The 18,611-nt window shown below is 64.9% G+C and carries 18 protein-coding genes; 14 read left to right on the forward strand and 4 right to left on the reverse strand.

Translation table 11 applies throughout. The annotated features are described in order from the left end of the window. Positions 1-11: 11 nt before the first annotated feature. The gene (locus ASG57_RS07320) at positions 12-806 is read right to left on the reverse strand and encodes an enoyl-CoA hydratase/isomerase family protein (protein ID WP_024340085.1); all 795 of its coding nucleotides are present in this window, start codon (positions 804-806) and stop codon (positions 12-14) included. 228 nt (positions 807-1,034) lie between these two features. On the opposite strand from ASG57_RS07320, the gene ASG57_RS07325 reads away from it, so the two are divergent. After that, complete coding sequence (locus ASG57_RS07325) at positions 1,035-2,255, forward strand: NAD(P)/FAD-dependent oxidoreductase (RefSeq protein ID WP_024340084.1); 1,221 nt, start codon at positions 1,035-1,037, stop codon at positions 2,253-2,255. 3 nt (positions 2,256-2,258) lie between these two features. Here ASG57_RS07325 and rbsK read toward each other — a convergent pair whose 3' ends face one another. Then, positions 2,259-3,167, reverse strand: coding sequence for a ribokinase (gene rbsK, locus ASG57_RS07330; RefSeq protein ID WP_024340083.1), 909 nt, complete (start codon positions 3,165-3,167; stop codon positions 2,259-2,261). 12 nt (positions 3,168-3,179) lie between these two features. Continuing rightward, the gene (locus tag ASG57_RS07335; RefSeq protein WP_024340082.1) at positions 3,180-4,073 is read right to left on the reverse strand and encodes a sugar kinase; all 894 of its coding nucleotides are present in this window, start codon (positions 4,071-4,073) and stop codon (positions 3,180-3,182) included. Positions 4,074-4,285: 212 nt separating this feature from the next. On the opposite strand from ASG57_RS07335, the gene ASG57_RS07340 reads away from it, so the two are divergent. From ASG57_RS07340 to ASG57_RS07380, 9 genes are all read left to right on the forward strand, one after another. After that, complete coding sequence (locus ASG57_RS07340) at positions 4,286-5,134, forward strand: VOC family protein (RefSeq protein ID WP_024340081.1); 849 nt, start codon at positions 4,286-4,288, stop codon at positions 5,132-5,134. A gap of 160 nt (positions 5,135-5,294) precedes the next feature. Further along, entirely contained in the window at positions 5,295-6,002 is a 708-nt protein-coding gene (locus ASG57_RS07345) for a TetR/AcrR family transcriptional regulator (RefSeq protein WP_200948535.1), read from the forward strand. Between the two features lie 315 nt (positions 6,003-6,317). Further along, the gene (locus ASG57_RS07350; protein ID WP_024340079.1) at positions 6,318-7,127 is read left to right on the forward strand and encodes an ABC transporter permease; all 810 of its coding nucleotides are present in this window, start codon (positions 6,318-6,320) and stop codon (positions 7,125-7,127) included. A 113-nt stretch (positions 7,128-7,240) separates the two neighbouring features. Next, complete coding sequence (locus ASG57_RS07355; protein ID WP_024340078.1) at positions 7,241-8,233, forward strand: ABC transporter substrate-binding protein; 993 nt, start codon at positions 7,241-7,243, stop codon at positions 8,231-8,233. A 14-nt stretch (positions 8,234-8,247) separates the two neighbouring features. Beyond that, entirely contained in the window at positions 8,248-9,078 is an 831-nt protein-coding gene (locus ASG57_RS07360; protein WP_162250038.1) for an ABC transporter ATP-binding protein, read from the forward strand. Positions 9,079-9,208: 130 nt separating this feature from the next. Beyond that, on the forward strand, positions 9,209-10,606 hold the full coding sequence (locus tag ASG57_RS07365; RefSeq protein ID WP_024340076.1) for an enolase-like domain-containing protein: 1,398 nt from the start codon (positions 9,209-9,211) through the stop codon (positions 10,604-10,606). Beyond that, a complete protein-coding gene (locus tag ASG57_RS07370) occupies positions 10,603-11,754 on the forward strand; it encodes a Gfo/Idh/MocA family protein (protein WP_024340075.1) in 1,152 nt (383 codons plus the stop codon). The genes ASG57_RS07365 and ASG57_RS07370 overlap by 4 nt, the downstream gene beginning before the upstream one ends. A 133-nt stretch (positions 11,755-11,887) precedes the next feature. Further along, complete coding sequence (locus ASG57_RS07375; protein ID WP_024340074.1) at positions 11,888-13,078, forward strand: dihydrodipicolinate synthase family protein; 1,191 nt, start codon at positions 11,888-11,890, stop codon at positions 13,076-13,078. Beyond that, positions 13,078-13,941 carry a sugar phosphate isomerase/epimerase family protein gene (locus ASG57_RS07380; protein ID WP_024340073.1) on the forward strand — a complete coding sequence of 288 codons (864 nt, stop codon included), beginning with the start codon at positions 13,078-13,080 and terminating at the stop codon, positions 13,939-13,941. Before ASG57_RS07375 ends, ASG57_RS07380 begins: the two co-directional genes overlap by 1 nt. Before the next feature lie 122 nt (positions 13,942-14,063). Here ASG57_RS07380 and ASG57_RS07385 read toward each other — a convergent pair whose 3' ends face one another. Further along, positions 14,064-15,296 (reverse strand): cytochrome P450, encoded by a 1,233-nt coding sequence (locus ASG57_RS07385; RefSeq protein ID WP_024340072.1) that lies wholly within the window; start codon positions 15,294-15,296, stop codon positions 14,064-14,066. A gap of 105 nt (positions 15,297-15,401) precedes the next feature. Here ASG57_RS07385 and ASG57_RS07390 point away from each other — a divergent pair, with 105 nt between their 5' ends. From ASG57_RS07390 to ASG57_RS07405, 4 genes are all read left to right on the forward strand, one after another. Beyond that, a complete protein-coding gene (locus ASG57_RS07390; protein ID WP_024340071.1) occupies positions 15,402-15,944 on the forward strand; it encodes a phosphonopyruvate decarboxylase in 543 nt (180 codons plus the stop codon). Next, positions 15,941-16,531, forward strand: coding sequence for a thiamine pyrophosphate-dependent enzyme (locus ASG57_RS07395; protein WP_024340070.1), 591 nt, complete (start codon positions 15,941-15,943; stop codon positions 16,529-16,531). The genes ASG57_RS07390 and ASG57_RS07395 overlap by 4 nt, the downstream gene beginning before the upstream one ends. A gap of 114 nt (positions 16,532-16,645) precedes the next feature. After that, a complete protein-coding gene (locus ASG57_RS07400; protein ID WP_063828469.1) occupies positions 16,646-17,347 on the forward strand; it encodes a TetR/AcrR family transcriptional regulator in 702 nt (233 codons plus the stop codon). A 1-nt stretch (position 17,348) separates the two neighbouring features. Continuing rightward, a complete protein-coding gene (locus ASG57_RS07405; protein ID WP_024340068.1) occupies positions 17,349-18,542 on the forward strand; it encodes an efflux RND transporter periplasmic adaptor subunit in 1,194 nt (397 codons plus the stop codon). The last annotated feature ends 69 nt before the right edge of the window (positions 18,543-18,611 follow it).

Here is an 18,611-nt window from a genome sequence, read left to right on the forward strand (position 1 = left end):
CGAGCGCGGCGCTATTTGCCCTTGCTGGTGAACTTCTTCACGGCGGCGCGAAACGGGTCCGTGTTCATCGCCATGATGATCTTGTGCTCCTCGGCATCGAGCTGCTGCTTCACCGGCGTGGTCGCGGCCTGGTAGACCAGCTGCTTGGTGCCGGCGATCGCCGCGGGCGGGTTCTGCGCCAGCCGCTCGGCGAATTGCCGCGTTGCCGCTTTCAGATCGGCGGCCGGAACGGTCTTGGCGACGAGGCCCCATTCGTAGGCCTGCTGCGCGGTGAAATTGTCCTCGGCCAGGAAGATCTGCAGCGCCCGGCGAGAGCCGACCGTGCCGACGATCCCGACCGTCGAGCCGCCGTCCGGCGACACCCCGATCTTGGCATAGGCCGGCGTGAACTTGGCGTCATCGGCGGCGATGCAGAGATCGGTGACGAAGGCGAGCCCCATGCCGGCGCCGGCGGCCGAGCCGTGCACGCTCGACAGCGACAGCTTCGGCATGCGCCTGACGATCTCGATGAAGGCGTGATAGTGCTTCAAGAGCTCGCCGACGACGGGCGTCACCGTGCCGGCCTCGGCGGCGGCCCCGATCGTCTGCAGATCGCCGCCGGCCGAGAAGGCGCGGCCTTCGCCTTCGAGCACCACGACGCGGATGCTGTCGTCGCCCTCGATATAGGCCGCGAGCTGCTCGAGCTTCTGCGCGATGGCGAGGTTGATCGCGTTGTACGCGGCAGGGCGGTTGAGCGTGATGGTCGCGATCGGGCCGTCGATCCGCAGCAGGGCGGGATCGTCGGGCTTCGAGACGGGAGCTGGCATATCGAAATCCCCGGCATGAGATGATTGCTGCAACTAAATCGCAGAAGGCGAGCGGAGACAATCCCCGGCCGCCGCTCTTGCGCCCGGCGGAGCGATAGGCTCAAATAGGTGCGCCTTTGCCAAGGAACGGACACGAGCGCCGGCTCCTCCTGAGGTCAGCAAACCAAAATCAGCGTGAGAGGGAGACGACATGGGTCACGCTCGTGTCTCCGGAAGTGGGCTGCTCCAATGACGGGCGGTCCGGTGATCATCGTCGGCGCCGGCCACGGCGGCTACCAGGTCGCGGCATCGCTGCGCCAGGCAGGCTTCTCCGCGCGCATCTGCCTCATCAACGACGAGTCGCATCTGCCCTATCAGCGGCCGCCGCTGTCGAAGGCCTACATCAAGGGCTCGGCCGGGCCGGAGAGCCTGATGTTCCGGCCGGAGAAATTTTACCAGGACCAGAACATCGAGCTGATCGCGGGCCGCGCGGTGTCGATCGACCGGGCCGGGCGCAGGGTGCATCTCGCATCCGGCGACACGCTGCCATACGGGCACCTCGTCCTGGCAACCGGCGCGCGCAATCGCCTGCTCGACCTGCCCAATGCCAACCTGCCCGACGTGAAATATCTGCGCATCCTCGACGACAGCGAGGCACTGCGACAGATCATGCCCACGAAGAAGCGCGCCGTGATCATCGGCGCCGGCTTCATCGGTCTTGAATTCGCCTCCACTGCGAGAATCAAAGGGCTCGAGGTCGACGTGCTCGAGCTCGCCCCGCGCGTCATGGCGCGCGCGGTCACGGCTGAGGTCTCGGAGTATTTCCAGGAGCGCCATCGCGAGGCCGGCATCCGCATCCATCTCGGCGTGCAGGCCACCGCGATCGAGGCCGAGGGCGGCAAGGTCACCGGCGTTTCCTTGAGCGACGGACGGCATCTGCCCGCCGACCTCGTCTTGGTCGGCGTCGGCGTGCTGCCGAACATCGAGCTTGCCGCGGAGGCGGGGCTCCCCGTCGCCGCCGGCATCATCGTCGACGAATATCTCTCCACCGCCGATCCCGATATCTCCGCGATCGGCGATTGCGCGCTGTTCGCAAGCCCGCGCTTCGGCGGCTCGCTACGGCTGGAATCGGTGCAGAACGCCACCGATCACGCCCGCTGCCTCGCGGCGCGGCTGACCGGCGACAGGAAGCCGTACGACAGCCATCCCTGGTTCTGGAGCGACCAGGGCGACGACAAGCTCCAGATCGCCGGGCTGACCACCGGCTATGATCGCGTCGTGCTGCGCGGCAACCCCGCCAACAAGGCGTTCTCCGCGTTCTGCTACAAGGGCGACAAGCTGCTCGGCATCGAATCGATCAATCGCGCCGGCGATCACATGTTCGGCCGCCGCCTGCAGGCCATGGACCGCTCCATCACGCCGGAGCAGGCCGCGGACGAGAGCTTCGACCTGAAGAGCGCGCTGGCATAGGGGCTACAAGACGGCTGCTACTTCCTCCGCCGTCGGCATCGACGGCCCTGCGCCCATCCGCTGCACGCTGATCGAAGCGGCCGCGTTGGCGAACGTGAGGGCGGCGCGCAGGGGCACGTCGTCGGCCAGTTGCGCGGCCAGGGCACCGACGAAGCAATCGCCGGCGCCCGTGGTGTCGAGCGCCTTCACCGCGCGGCCGGGCACGGCAATCTCCTCGCGCCCGGCGAGGGCGAGCACGCCGCGCTTGCCGAGCGTGACGCAGATGGTCTGGTCCTTGCGCGCCTGAAGTTTCCGCGCGACCTCGATGATCCGCGCCGCCGCGTCGCTCTCGGAGAGCTCGCTGCCTGCGAGGACGCCGAGCTCGGTCTCGTTCAGCACGAGGATGTCGACCAGCGCGAGCAGCTCGCGGGGCATTGCCTGCGCCGGTGCCGGGTTGAGCAGCGTCGTGGCCCCGGCTCCGCGCGCGCGTTGGAAAAAGGCGGCGATCGCGGGGAGCGGAATCTCGAACTGGCTGACGGCGACATCGCCCTTCAGCAGCGGCACGACGTTGACGTCGTCGGCGGCAACCAGCCCGTTCGCCCCGGGGATGACGACGATTGTGTTGTCGGCCTCTGCCACCGTAATGATGGCCGTGCCGGTGTGGGCCTCCGCCGTCTCCACCACATAGCCGAGATCGATGCCCTGTTCGTCGAGGAAGGCTTTCAGCTCGGCCCCGAATGAATCCTTTCCCAGCCGTCCGATCAGCGTGGTCCGCGCACCGAGCCGGGATGCCGCGACCGCCTGGTTGGCGCCCTTGCCGCCCGGGAAATACAGCACCTGCTGACCCGCGACGGTCTCGCCAACCTTGGGGTGGCGATCCGCCGTCACCACCACGTCCATGTTGATGCTGCCGGCGACGAAGACGCGCCCCATGGGAAACCCCGGCTAGACCCTGACCTCGAACTCGTGCCTGACCTTGGCGATGTCGACCAGCGTCGGCAAGCCGGCCTCGTTGCCGAGGCGCTGGATCTTGAAGGTCGAGGCGGCGCGCGCGAAATCGAAATGCTCGCGCCAGCTTTTGCCGGGATGGGCGAGGTAGGAATAGACATAGGCGCCGTGGAAGACGTCGCCGGCGCCGTTGGTGTCGATCACGCGCTCGCGCGGGATCGGCATCGCCGGCATCACCTGCACCGTCCCTGTTTCGTCGTACCAGAGCAGGCCCTTCTCGCCCATGGTGACGCCGCCGATCTTGCAGCCGCGGCCCTTGAGATAGTCGAGCATCTTCTCGGGCGTCAGGTCCATCTGCTCGCAAAGGCGTTCGGCGACGATCGCGACGTCGATGAATTCGAGCAGCTCATGGGTGTTGGTGCGCAGGCCGCCGCCGTCGAGCGAGGTCAGGATGCCAGCCTCGCGGCAGACCTTGGCGTAATGGATCGCGGCATCGGGCTGATGGCCGTCCACGTGCAGGGCGCGGCAGCCGCCGAGATTGAGGATGGGGAAGGGGTGGATGTGCTCGTCGTCGCGGCAGCGGACGATGGCGCGCTTGCCGTCCTTGGGCATGATGAAGGAGAGCGAGGACTGGTTGACCTTGCGCCCATGCAGCGAGATGCCGTACTTGGCGCACATGTCCTGGAACATGCGCCCCAGCCAGTCATTGGCCGCAGTGGCGATGAGATCCGGCACGATGCCGAGCTTGGCGCAGCAGAACGCCGCGGTCACCGCATTGCCGCCGAAGGAGACCGCGTAATCCGAAGCCACGTGCTTCTCGTCCCCGGTCGGCATGTGGTCGGTGATGAAGACGACGTCGATATAGGTCTGTCCGATGAAGAGAGCCTGCATTGCTTGTCCGTGATGCGCTTGTGGTCCCCGCCGGCCGGATTACTCTAGCACCGGTTCCGCTCTGGAGGGACGCTGAAATTATTCGCAAATCTGCTGCCCGAAGCGCTTGAGATCAGCATGGTGCCGGAATACGACCATGTCAGGCCAATGCCAAGCCCGGACAAACGCCGTCTTTCGGTCCGCGGGTTCCAAGTCGATCAAATGGGTGCAGGATGATCACCGGCCTCGATCACATCGTCGTTCTGGTGAGTGATATCGGTGCCGCAAAGGCAGCCTATCAGACGCTGCTCGCCCGCGCACCGGCCTGGCAGAACTCGGGCGAGGGCGCGGACAGGGTGCTGTTCACCCTGGACAACATGACCATCGAATTGATGGCGCCGAGCGGCTTCAGCGTCACCGCCGACCGCATGCGCGCGCTGCTCGACGACCAGGAAGGCATTATCGCCAGCCTTTGCTTTCGCGTCGCAGACGTCGGCAAGATGCACCGCCGGCTGGAGCGTGTGGCCTTGCAGCCGGACCCGGTCACGGAGGTCGAGAGCAGCGATGCCGGATCGGGCGCCGTACTGCACTGGAAGCGTACGCGTGCCGCCACCGAGCTCACGCGGGGCGTGCGCATGTTCTTCCTCGAACTGGCCGAGGAGCGCCCGAAGTCGGTCGCGACCGATATCGCGCCGATCGACGCGCTCGACCACGTCGTCGTTACCACTGAGGATTCCGATCGCGCCGCCGCGCTCTACGGTGCGCGGCTCGGACTCGATCTGGCGCTCGATCGCTCTCACCAGGATTGGGGCCAGCTGATGTTCTTCCGCTGCGGCGACCTCATCGTCGAGGTGGTCCGCCGCCCCGTGGCCGGCGGCGATGCCGCGCATGACCGCCTCTGGGGTGTGAGCTGGCGCGTCGCCGACATCGACGCTACGCGCGCCCGCCTGATCGCCGCCGGGCTCGACGTCTCCGAGGTCCGCAACGGCCGCAAGCCGGGCACGCGGATCATGACGGTGCGCAGCGGCACCTGCGGCATCCAGACCGTGCTCCTGGAGCGCTCCCCGAAGCCGGTGAAGTGATTCTGTCATTCCGGGGCGCCCGAAGGGCGAACCCGGAATCTCGAGATTCCGGGTCTGGTCCTTCGGACCATCCCGGAATGACGGAGCCAACATCCTTGCGTTCTCAAACGCTCGCCTGCGTGTTACATGGCACACCAAGACTCCTCAGCGAGCAACCGGTTTGACGAAGCCAAAGCGAACTCAGAAATGGCAGCGCGATCCCGAGGGGATGCGGCTGCGCATTCTCGAAGCCGCCAAGCAGGAATTTTCCGCTCATGGCCTGGCGGGCGCGCGCGTCGACCGGATCGCGGCGAAGGCCGGCGCCAACAAGCGCATGCTCTACTATCACGTGGGCAACAAGGACGAGCTTTATCTCGCGGTGCTCGAAGGCGCCTATGACAAGATCCGCAGCGAGGAGCGGGGGCTCGATCTCGAACACCTCGATCCGCCCGAGGCCATCCGCCGGCTGATCGAGTTCACCTGGAATTACTTCCTGCGCAATCCCGAATTCCTGTCGCTGCTGCAGACCGAGAACCTTGCACGCGCCAAGCATCTGAAGAAATCGACCAAGGTCAAGTCGATGCACTCGCCCTTCGTCGAGATGATCCGGACTGTGGTGCGGCGCGGCGTCGACAGCGGCGACTTCCAGGTCGCGGTCGATCCGGTGCAGCTCTACATCTCGATCGCGGCGCTGAGCTTCTTCTACCTGTCGAACTCTGCGACGCTCAGCGTGATCTTCGGGCGTGATCTCCTCGACAAGAAGGCCAAGGACGAGAGGCTGGCCCATATGGTCGGCCTCGTCCTGGCTGCGCTGACCGGGCGGTCGGCCGCGCTGTTCGAGATCGCGAAGGCCCCGAAGTCCCGCAGCGCGGTGGCGCAGACGGTTTAGCTTTTGGTCTGTAGCCTGGATGGAGCGACGCTCCGTCATTGCGAGCGCAGCCAAGCAATCCAGAATCTTTCCGTCGAGACAGTCTGGACTGCTTCGCTGCGCTCGCAATGACGATGCGGATGGTGGTCTCGTGCCCCGGACGCGGCGCAGCAGCACAAGGGCGCTGCGGCGCGTCCGGGACAAGGAAGCGCCGGTCCCGGCATCCGCCAACCCGCAGGAACCCCGCCGCAAAACGTCACAGGGAATCCGCTGGACAGTATTTATCCAACGGGTTAATTTCTCGCCCGAACCTAGAAGAACGACCGGGAGGAATACGTGGCTGAATTGAAGCCGCAAAACGCCGTTTCCAAGCTGCTGAATGCAGCCTGGGTTCGGCCGTTCTTGTTCCTCGTCTTCATCGTCGTCGCCTGGGATCTCGCGATCCGCCTGTTCAGGATTCCTGCCTACCAGATCCCGTCGCCGCTCGACGTCGTCGCCGTGCTGCGCACCGAATGGCCGGAGCTGCTGCGCCAGGCCTGGCCGACGACCTACGCGACCGTTTGCGGCTTCCTGCTCTCGGCGCTGTTCGGCATTCCCGTGGCGATGCTGATCGCGGGCTCGAAGACGGTGGAGAGCTACGTCTACCCGCTGCTGGTGTTCTCGCAGTCGGTGCCGAAGATCGCGATCGCGCCGCTCTTCGTGGTCTGGTTCGGCTTCGGCATCATTCCAAAGGTGATCTCGGCCTTCCTGCTCGGCTTCTTCCCCGTGGTGGTGTCTGCGGTGCAGGGCTTCAAATCGGTCGACCCTGATATGGTCGATCTCGCCCGCGCCATGCAGGGCAGCCGCTTTCAGGTGTTTCGCGCGGTGAACCTGCCGCATGCGCTGCCGGCGATCTTTTCCGGCCTCAAGGTGTCGGTGACGCTGGCGGTCGTCGGTGCCGTCGTCGGCGAGTTCGTCGGCTCAAATTCCGGCATCGGCTACGTCATGCAGCGCTCGATCGGCACGTTCGACCTGCCGACGATGTTCGCGGCCCTCGTCATTCTCGCGCTGCTCGGCGTGGTCCTGTTCTGGATCGTCGACCGCATCGAGAAGCTGGTCATTCCCTGGCATGTCAGCCAGCGCGAGGACGTGATCTTTGCGTCTTAACAGCATGATCCGGAAAAGTGTGCAGCGGTTTTCCGATCAGATCATGCTCGAACCAAAACTAGCAGCGAACGGCCGCGAACGGCCGGCACAACGAGCGGCAAGGGAGAGAAGCGATGAAGCGGTTGATTGGGGCTGTCTCAGCGGCGCTGATGGCATTTACGGCCATGCCGGCGCACGCGGCCGACAAGGTCGTGCTGATGCTGAACTGGTACGTCTATGGCGAGCATGCGCCGTTCTATTATGGGAAGGCCAAGGGCATCTACGCGGCCGAGGGCATTGATATCGAGATCCAGGAAGGCCGCGGCTCGGCGGCGACCACGCAGGCTGTCGCCGCCAAGACGGCCGATTTCGGCTATGTCGACGTCCCCACCATGATGCGCGCCGCGATCAAGGGGGCGCCGGTGGTTGCGACCGGTGTCCTGCTCCAGACCTCGCCGATGTCCGCCATGGGCTTCGCCGACAAGAACATCAGGAAGCCCGAGGACATCAAGGGCAAGACGGTGGCGATCACGCCCGCCGATTCCATGACACAGATCTGGCCGCTGTTCCTGAAGAAGACCGGCTTGAAGGAAAGCGATTTCAAGACCGTCGCCGGCGACGGCCAGACCAAGCTCAACGCCGTCATCAACGGCCAGGCCGATCTGCTGCTCGGCTACGTCATGGACCAGTCGATGAAGATCAAGGACGCCACCGGCAAGGACGTCTATCCGATCAAGTTCGCCGACTACGGCATCAACATGGTCTCGTCCGGCATCATCGCCAACGCCGATTATGTGAAGGCCAATGCCGATCTCGTCCGCCGCTTCATGTCGGCGACGACGAAAGCGGTCGAAGCCGCCGAAAAGGAGCCGAAGGCGGCGGCGCAGGCGATCCTTGACGCCAACCCGAAGGGCGGCAAGATCGATACGCTCACGCAGGGTTTTGAGCTCACGATTCCGCTCTACCGGACCGCGGAGACCAAGAGCAAGCGGCCGTTCCAGGTCAGCGACCAGAACATGACTGATACGGTCAATCTGATGGTCGAATATGGCGGCCTCGATGCCAAGGCCAAGGAGAACCCGAAGGCCTTCTACACCAACGACTATCTGCCGAAGAGCGGCTCGTGAAACCTGCGACTGTTATGAGCGAAACCGCGCAGCCGGCTGCACATCTGAGACTGGTGAGCGGCCGGGCTGCCGGCGATGCGTCGGGCATCAAGCTGTCGGGCGTATCCAAGACCTACCGGACACGCGACGGCGACGTGCCGTCGCTACGGCCGCTCGACTTCCACATCAACGACGGCGAGTTCTTCGTCGTGGTCGGCCCTTCCGGCTGCGGCAAGTCCACGTTGCTCAAGCTGATCTCGGGCCTGCTGCCGCCGACCACGGGCGAGATCCTCGTCGAGGGCGAGAAGGTGACGACGCCGCACGGCAATGTCGGCATCGTCTTTCAGAACGCTCTGCTCTTGCCCTGGCGCAACATCCTCAAGAACGTGATGCTGCCGATCGACATGAAGCGGCTGCCGCGGGACAAGTATCTTCCCCGTGCCAAGGAGCTGTTGAAGCTGGTCGGCCTCGAAGGCTTCGAAAAGAAGCTACCGTGGCAACTCTCCGGCGGCATGCAGCAGCGTGCCTCGATCTGCCGCGCGCTGGTGCACGATCCCAGGATCATGCTGATGGACGAGCCGTTCGGCGCGCTCGATGCGTTGACGCGCGAGCGAATGAATGTCGAATTGATGCGGATCCAGCGCGAGACCGGGAAGACGGTGTTGCTGATCACGCATTCGATTCCCGAGGCCGTGTTCCTCGCCGACCGCGTGCTTGTGATGACCGAGCGCCCCGGCGCGATCGCCGCGATCTACGACGTGCCACTGCCGCGTCCGCGCTCGCTCGACGCGATGGCCGATCCTGTCTTCACCGAGCTCGTGCAGCGCATCCGCAAGCACTTCTTCTCGCAAGGGGCATTGGATTGAGAGTGATGGGAGTAGCTCTAGCTTTCAAGGCGTCATGGCCGGGCTTGACCCGGCCATCCACGTCTTGCTCCGTGCGACAAAGAACGTGGATGCCCGGGACAAGCCCGGCTATGACGAGCTTCATAGGACCATGTCGGTGCGCCTGAAGCTGCGAGACATCGCCTTCTTCGAACGTCCCGTGCCATTCGCGCGGCCGTTCCGCTTCGGCGCGATCACCATCAGCGCCACGCCGCAGCTGTTCGTGCGGGTCGAGCTCGAGGTTGAGGGCAGGGGGACCGCTGTCGGCGCCAGCGCCGAGCTGCTGGTGCCGAAGTGGTTCGACAAGCGGCCGGAGCTTTCGCCGGCACAGACGGTAGAGGGGCTGAGAGAATCGCTGGAGATCGCGCGCGGGCTCTATCTGGCGAGCGCCGGATATCAGACCGCGTTCGATCTGCATGCCTCGTGCATCGGGGACCAGGTCGCGACCTGTGCGAACAAGAACATTCCGCCGCTCGCCGCGGCTTATGGCCCGGCGGAGATCGACAAGGCGATCCTCGATGCGCTGCTGCGCGCCGCCGAAACCAACTTCTTCGAGGGGATGGCCGGCAATATCGCGGGCATCGATGCGCGGCTGTCGCCTGACCTCGCAAAATTGGACATCGCCAGGTTTCTCTCGGGTCGGGTGCCGCTGCAGCGTGTTGCCATCAGGCACACCGTCGGCCTGGATGACGCCATAGAGGGCGAGGGCGGCGTCGCCGATCCGCGCGAGAACGCCGGCGCGCGCTACTTCAAGCTCAAACTGTCGGGCGATCCCGCCGCCGATACGGCGCGGCTCGCGCGGATCGGCAAGGAGCTCGACACGCTCGGGCGCGACTACAGGGTGACGCTCGACGCCAACGAGCAATATGCGGACTTCGCCGCATTGCAGGCGCTGATGGACCGGCTTGATCATGACGCCGCGCTGCGTCCGATCGCCACGCGTCTGCTCTATATCGAACAACCGATGCCGCGCGACATCACGCGGCAATCGCCGCTCGGCGCATTGGCTGCGCGTGGTTTCATCATCGACGAGGCCGACGATTCCTATGATGCCTTCCCGACGGCGCGGGCACTCGGCTATCGCGGCATCTCCTCGAAATCCTGCAAGGGAATTTACAAGTCGATCGTCAACGCCACGCGTGCAGCGAAATGGAGCGCGGAGAGCGAGACTTTCTACGTCACCGGCGAAGACCTCACCTGCCAGGCCGGCCTCGCCGTGCAGCAGGATCTCGCGCTCGGTGCCTTCCTCGGCGTCACCCATGCCGAACGCAACGGCCATCACTATGTCGACGGCTTCGGCGAAACGCCTGCGGCGGAGGCAGCGGCCTTCGCGGCCGCGCATCCCGATCTCTATGCCGATGCCGGGCAGGGCATCCGCCTCAAGATTCACGACGGCGATCTCCTGACGGGATCGCTTCACGCAACGGGTTTCGCGACGTCGGTCCATCCGGACTGGCCGGCGCTGTGCCCGCTCGAACAGCCAGGATCATCTCAGGAGCATTTGGCATGACCACCCAACGCCTCGGCCTCATCATGAACGGCGTCACCGGCCGCATGGGGCTCAACCAGCATCTGATCCGCTCCATCGTCGCGATCCGCGACCAGGGCGGCGTCCGCCTGAAGAACGGCGACCGCGTCATGCCCGATCCGATCCTGGTCGGCCGCAGCGCCGACAAGGTCGAGGCGCTCGCCAGGCGCTACAACATCACGCGCTGGACCACCGATCTCGATGCGGCACTCGCCGACAAGAACGACACCATGTTCTTCGACGCCGCGACCACCCAGGCGCGTCCGGGCTTGCTGACCCAGGCGATCAATGCCGGCAAGCACGTCTATTGCGAGAAGCCGATCGCGACCAATTTCGAGGAGGCGCTCGAGGTCGTGAAGCTTGCCAATGCCAAGGGCATCAAGCATGGCACGGTGCAGGACAAGCTGTTCCTGCCGGGCCTGAAGAAGATCGCCTTCCTGCGCGATAGCGGCTTTTTCGGCCGCATCCTCTCGGTGCGCGGCGAGTTCGGCTATTGGGTGTTCGAAGGCGGCTGGCAGGAGGCGCAGCGGCCGTCCTGGAACTACCGCAGCGAGGACGGCGGCGGCATCATCCTCGACATGGTCTGCCACTGGCGCTACGTGCTCGACAACCTCTTCGGCAACGTTCAGAGCGTGAGCTGCATCGGCAACACCGACATCCCCGAGCGCTATGACGAGCAGGGCAAGAAGTACAAGGCGACCGCGGATGATTCCGCGTACGCGACATTCCAGCTCGAAGGCGGCGTCATCGCGCACATCAACATGTCATGGGTGACGCGCGTCTATCGCGACGACCTCGTTACGTTCCAGGTCGACGGCACACACGGCTCGGCGGTCGCGGGGCTCACCGACTGCATGATCCAGGCGCGGCAGGCGACCCCGAGGCCGGTCTGGAATCCCGACGAGAAGCGGCTGCACGATTTCTACGGCGACTGGCAGAAGCTGCCCGACAACGTCACCTACGACAACGGCTTCAGGGAGCAGTGGGAGATGTTCATCCGGCACGTCTACGAGGATGCGCCCTACAAGTTCACGCTGCTCGAAGGCGCCAAGGGCGTGCAGCTGGCCGAATGCGCGCTGAAGAGCTGGAAGGAGCGGCGCTGGATCGACGTCGCCCCGATCAAGGCGTGAGGTCCGTCGAGTAAACTCGGATGTCCACCAAGCCGTCATTGCGAGCGAAGCGAAGCAATCCAGTGTCCATCCGCGGCAACAGTCTGGATTGCTTCGTCGCTTCGCTCGCAATGACGGGAAGAGGTCTGAAATCATGAACAAGCCCGTTCAACCCATGTCGTCATTGTCGCTGAAGCTGCCCAAGGCCGATCGCTCGATCGAGACCTATCGGCTCGCGGCCTCGCGCACGTTTCCCGCAAAGCTGGAAGGACCGCTCAATCGCATCGCCTTCTCCGCCGTGCACACCGTCGCCGATCCCTTCGCCGACAACGATCCCTGGCTGTCGGTGGCCGTCGACTGGGACAAGACCGTCGCCTTCCGCGAGCACGTCTGGGACCTCGGCCTCGGCGTTGCCGAAGCCATGGACACCGCGCAGCGCGGCATGGGCCTGGACTGGCCGACCTCGCTGGAGCTGATCACGCGCTCGGTCGGTGCCGCAAAGCGCCGCAACGCGCTGGTGTTCTCGGGTGCCGGCACGGACCATCTCGCGGTGGAAGATGCCAAGACCATCGACGACGTGATCCGCGCCTATGAGGAGCAGGTCTCGGCGGTGGAGAAGGTTGGCGGCCGCATCATCCTGATGGCGTCGCGCGCGCTGGCCAAGCTCGGCCGCAACGCCGACGATTACGCCAAGGTTTATGACCGCGTGCTGTCGCAGGTTCGCGAGCCCGTCATCATCCATTGGCTCGGCGACATGTTCGATCCCGCGCTGACCGGCTATTGGGGCACCAAAGACCTCGACAAGGCGATGGACGCGGCTGTGGCCATCATCAACGGCAATGCCGCCAAGGTCGACGGGGTCAAGGTCTCGCTGCTGGACAAGCAGCGCGAGATCGACATGCGCCGCCGCCTCGACAAGCGCATCAGGATGTATACCGGCGACGACTTCAACTACGCAGAGCTGATCGCCGGCGACGAGCAGGGCTTTTCGCACGCGCTGCTCGGCATCTTCGATGCCATCGCGCCGGCGGCATCCTATGCGCTGTCGCGGCTGGCGGCCGGCGACGAGGCCGGCTTCCACGATGTGCTGGGGCCGACGGTGCCGCTCTCGCGTCACATCTTCAAGGCGCCGACGCGTTTCTACAAGACCGGCGTGGTGTTCATGGCCTATCTCAACGGCCATCAGGATCATTTCACCATGGTCGGCGGCCAGGAGAGCACGCGCTCCACGCTGCATCTGGCCGAGTTGTTCCGTCTGGCTGACAAGGCCGGCCTGCTCGCCAACCCTGAACTCGCGACGCAGCGGATGAAGACCGTGCTCGCCACCCACGGTATCGAATCCTGATGCGCGACTTCTCGTCCGACCATCGCTGGCTATCGCTGAACACGGCAACCGTCCGCAAGCAGGGTGATATCCTCGCGATCATAGACGCTTGTGCGAAGCACGGCATCCGCGCCATCGACCCCTGGCGCGATCAGGTCGCAGCTGTCGGGCTCGAACGCGCTACGCGCGCCGTCCGCGATGCCGGACTTGAGCTGTCAGGCTATTGCCGCGGCGGCATGTTCACGTCGGACGCCTCGCGCTGCGGCGAGGTACGGGACGACAACAGGCGCTGCGTCGACGAAGCCGAGGCGCTGGGCGCGCCCTGCATCGTCCTCGTCGTCGGCGGTCTGCCGCAATATTCACGGCCGGGCAGCGAGGCCTCGAAGGATCTCGTGGCGGCGCGCGGGCAGGTCGAAGAAGCACTTGCCGAGATGCTCGACTACGCCAGACAGGCAAAGCTGCCGCTGGCGATCGAGCCGCTGCACCCGGCCTATGCAGCCGACCGCGCCTGCGTGAACACCACAAAGCAGGCGCTGGACATCTGCGACCGGCTCGATCCCGGCCGAACTGGCATGCTCGGCGTCGCGCTCGACGTCTATCACATCTGGTGGGACCCTGAGCTGATGGGGCAGATCGCGCGGGCCGGGAAAGATCGCCTGCTTGCTTTCCACGTCTGCGACTGGCTGGTGCCGACAAAAGATATTCTCAACGACCGCGGCATGATGGGCGACGGCGTCATCGATATCAAATCGGTGCGTCAGGCGGTCGAAGCGCAGGGCTTTGCCGGCTATTCCGAGATCGAGATCTTCTCCAACGAGTGGTGGGCCAAGCCGATGGACGAGGTGCTGCGAACCTGCATCGCGCGCCACAGGACCGCGGTGTAGGTATTTAGTCACCGGTAGTCTACTGCCGAGGGATCTCAGAGGCTTAGCCGAAATCCTCGGCGCCTTGCACGGACGCCGGGCTACTGTGCATGGGGTTGTTTTCGCGGTTTGTTGCCGGTCCCTCAGCCGATCGAGCAGGGCACACTCAGAAAGCCGCGGAAACGGACCCGTCCCCCCCGCACTGGCGGCCCGCTCACGGCATAGTTCGGGAAGCGCGCCAGGAAGCGCGAGATCGCGATCGCGCCTTCCAGCCGCGCCAGCGCCATGCCCGCGCATTGATGCGCGCCGGTGGCGAAGGCAAGGTGCCGGTTCGGCGTGCGCGCGATGTCGAAGCTTTCAGGGTCCGGAAACTGCGTGGGATCGCGGTTGGCCGCACCGATGCACAGTGTCACCGACGTCCCTGCCTCGAGCATGACGCCGCCGAGTTCGACGCGCTCGGTGGTCATGCGGTTGCCAAGCTGGTTCGAGCTCTCGTAGCGCAGCATCTCCTCGACCGCGGTCTTGATCATGTCGGGGTTGTCGATCAGGCGCTGCTTCTGGTCGGGATGCCGGTCGAGCGCGACAAGGCCGTTGCCGATCAGATTGGTGGTGGTCTCGTGGCCGGCATTGAGCAGGAAGATGCAATTGTGCAGCAGCTCCTTCTCGGTCAGCCGCTCGCCGTTCTCCTCGCCGCTGCCTTCTCCGTGGATCAGCCGCGTCAGCACGTCGCGCTCGGGATTGCCTGGCTTCTGGCGCCGGCGCGCAACCAGCGTTTCGAGATAGGCGAGGAAATCCGTCACCGCCTTGTTGCCTCGCGCGGCCGCTTCGGGCGACACCACGGGTTCGAGGGCGCCAAGGATCGCCAGGGACCAGTCGCGCAGCGGCCCGCGTTCGTCGTGAGGGACGTCGAGCAGATTGCCGATCACCTCGATCGGGATCGAAGCAGCGAAGTCCTCGATCAGCTCACAACTGCCCTTGGCGGCGATTGCGTCGAGCAGGCGGTCGACGAGCTTGATCAGGTCGGCCTCCATGCTCGCGATCGCGCGCGGCGACAGCGCGCCCATGATCAGGCGCCGCACGCGGGTATGCGACGGAGGATCGTTGAAGACGAGGCTCGTGGTGTGGTGCTCATAGAGCGGCGTGTCACCGTATTTCGGCGCGAACTCCCGCTTCTTGTCCGAGCTGAACGCTTTCGTGTTCTTGTAGGTGGTGACGAGATCGTCGTAGCGGGTCAGGAACACGGTGCCGTTGCGCAGGCGCTTGACGGGCTCGTTCTCCCGCAGTGCACGATAGGTCGGGTAGGGGTTATCGTAGAACTCAGGCGTCAGCTTCTCGAGGTCGAAGCTTGCGGCCAGCGCCTTCGCATCTGCGTTCATCCCGTTATACTCGCCGGTTAAAGCCGATATGCCGTTTTTGTTGTTCTGGTTGGCGCGTGCATGCGTCTACAGTCTTTGCACCTTGCTAGCCGACCGGACAGGAAAATGCACGCACGCACTGACGCTGCCGACACGACGCCGAGTTGGCCTGACGATATTTTCGCGACGTTGCAGCGCTTCGACGTCCGGCAGGTGCCGTACGTGCCCGATGCCGGTCATTCCAAGCTGATCCAGCGCGTGCTGGACTCCTCCACGATGCGCGGCATTCCCTTGACGACGGAGGAGGAGGGCGTGGCGCTGCTCGCCGGCGCGTGGACCGGAGGACAGCGCGGCGTGCTGCTGATGCAGTCGAGCGGCGTCGGCAATTGTATCAACATGCTGTCGCTGATCCCGATCCTGCGTTTTCCGTTCCTCACGCTCGTGACCATGCGCGGCGAGTGGGGCGAGTTCAATCCGTGGCAGGTGCCGATGGGATCGACCACGCAAGGCGTGTTCGAGCTCTCCGGCGTCAAGGTGCTGCGCGCCTCGAACGCGGCCGAGGTGCCGGCCGTGCTCGAGGCCGCCGCGGCGCAGGCCTACAACGCGCTGACGCCCACTGCCGTCCTTCTGTCGCAGCGCCTGATCGGCGCCAAGGTTTTCACCAAATGAGCAAGGCCAATCTCCTCGACCGCCGCCAGGTGGTGTCCACACTGCTCGCGGACCGCAGGGACGTCGTCGCGATCGGCGGCCTGGGCGCCTCCACGAACGACATGTGCGCGGTCGGCGACCACGCGCGCAATTTCTATCTCTGGGGCGGCATGGGCGGCGCCGCGATGATTGGCCTTGGCCTCGCCCTGGCGCAGCCGAAGCTGCCGGTGTTGGTCATCACGGGCGACGGCGAGATGCTGATGGGCATGGGCAGCCTTGCCACCATCGGCCTGCAGAAGCCGTGCAACCTCTCCATCGTCGTGCTCGACAACGAGGCTTATGGCGAGACCGGCGGCCAGACCAGCCACACGTCCGCGGCCGCCGACCTCGTCGGCATCGCCAGAGCCTGCGGCATTGCGGACAGCCGGGCCGTCACGACCATGGCCGAGGTCGAGGCCTTCGCCAAAGCCGTCCACGACGTCTCCGCCGGGCCGCGCTTTGCCAATGTGAAGATCGACAGCGCCAACCTGGAGCGCATCCTGCCCAGCCGTGACGGAACCTACATCGTCAACCGGATCCGCGGCGACCTGGGATTCCAGCCGATCTAGGACCGGAGCGACTTGCGGGCCGCCTGACGAATTTCCCCTGAGTTTGCAACGCATTCAGGTTGCGATGCAACATAGTGCTTGACTTCTGCGTGGGTGAGTGCTTACTCACCCAGCATGAGCTCATTGCGTATGACGAGCGACCTGAGGCGTCAATTGATCCTCGGTGCCGCAAAGCGCTGCTTTGCCCGACATGGTTATACCGGCACCACGACGAAGAGCGTGGCGGCCGCCGCTGCCATTTCCGAGGCGCTGCTGTTCAAGCATTTCCCCTCGAAGGCGGCGCTCTACGCCGAAATCCTGAGCGACGAGTGCGAGGCGGACCCGGCCTTCATGGAGCTGCTCGAACGGGAGCCCTCGACGGCCACTCTGGTCGAACTGATCCGCGGCATGGTCGAACACTTCCTCCAGATCGCGGATGGTCCCGATCAGGAAGAGGCGCAGCGTCTGCGGCTGATGGCCACGAGTCATTTGGAAGATGGCGAATTCGCCCGTCTGCTATATGCCAAGATCGAGACGCTGATCGGGGCTGTCTTCGTCGCCTCGCTCGAACGCGCGATTGCGAGCGGCGATGCGCGGCCATGCGACGGCGATCCGCTCAACCTGTTCTGGTTCGCGCATCATTCGGTGATGACTGCGGCGCTGACCAGGCTGCCGGCCAAGCCATGTCTCGCTTACGGCAAGGCCAACGATCTGGAGCGGCAGCTCTGTGAGTTTCTCCTGAGGGGTATCGGACTTAACGACGCCGCAATTGCTTCGCATCTGGGCCGCGATCAGGCCTCAGATGCCGGCGAGGCGGCGATTGCAGAAAGTGCATGACATGAACGTCGTAGCCGAACACAAGATTTCGGGCGAACCGATCGATAGCAAGGCTCCCAAGCGTCCGGTCCGGCCGGTGCTGTGGTTCATCATCGTCGGCACGCTGCTGGCCGCGCTCGTCGGCGGCCTCGTCTGGTTCAATTATTTCCGCGGCCAGATGATCAAGCAGTTCTTCGCCAGCAACAAGCCGCCGCCGACCGCCGTCAGCGCCGCGGAGGCGAAGTCCGAGGTGGTGCCGAACCTGCTCACCGCGGTGGGCAGCCTCGTCGCCGTGCATCAGGTCGACGTCAGCGCCGACGTCAACGGCCGCGTCACCGAGATCAAGTTCCAACCTGGTACGCGTGTGGAAGCCGGCACGCCGCTGGTGCAGCTGTTCGACGCGCCGGAGCAGGGCGACCTCGCCAATTACAAGGCACAGGCGACCGTCGCGCAGCTGTCGCTCGATCGCGCCAAGCAGCTGGCGGCACGCCAGTTCGGTCCCCAGGCAACCGTCGATACCGCCCAGGCTGCCTACGACCAGGCGCTGGCCGGCATTGCCAAGACCGAGGCGTTGATCTCGCAGAAGCTGGTGCGCGCCCCGTTCTCTGGCGATCTCGGCGTGCGCAAGGTCGAGGTCGGCCAATATCTCACCGCCGGCACCGCTATCGTGTCGCTGACCGATCTGTCGCAGCTGTGGGCCAACTTCACCGTGACGGAAAAGGATTCCGGCAGCCTCAAAGTCGGACAGGCCGTCAGGCTCAAGGTCGACGCCTATCCGGGCCGAACCTTCGAAGGCAAGATCACCACGATCGAGCCGCAAATCTCCACCGACACCCGCAACATCCGCGTGCAGGCGACCATCGCCAATCCGGAGAAGATCCTGAAGCCCGGCATGTTTGTCACCACGACAGTGGTGCTGCCGGAGAAGCCCGCCGTGATCACTGTGCCTGAAACGGCGGTCGATTACACGCTCTACGGCGACTCCGTGTTCGTGATCACCGAGAAGAAGGAAGACGACGGCAAGACCAGCCTTTCGGCGGTGCGCACCTTCGTGCAGACCGGCAGCCGGGTCGAGGGTCGCGTCGAAATCGTCAAGGGCCTGAAGGCGGGCGACAAGGTCGTCGCTGTGGGCCAGCTCAAGCTGCAATCGGGTGCGCCGGTGTCGATCTCCACCGACCCGGCCCCGCCGATCCCGGCGCAGCCGCCGCGCTACTGACAAATACACTCAGGTGATCCGGCTCCGCCGGATCACTTTATCTTGAGCCTAAGAAATCGAGATCGCCGC

The sequence above is a fragment of the Bradyrhizobium sp. Leaf396 genome (assembly GCF_001424605.1).
Taxonomy (GTDB): Bacteria; Pseudomonadota; Alphaproteobacteria; order Rhizobiales; family Xanthobacteraceae; genus Bradyrhizobium; species Bradyrhizobium japonicum_C.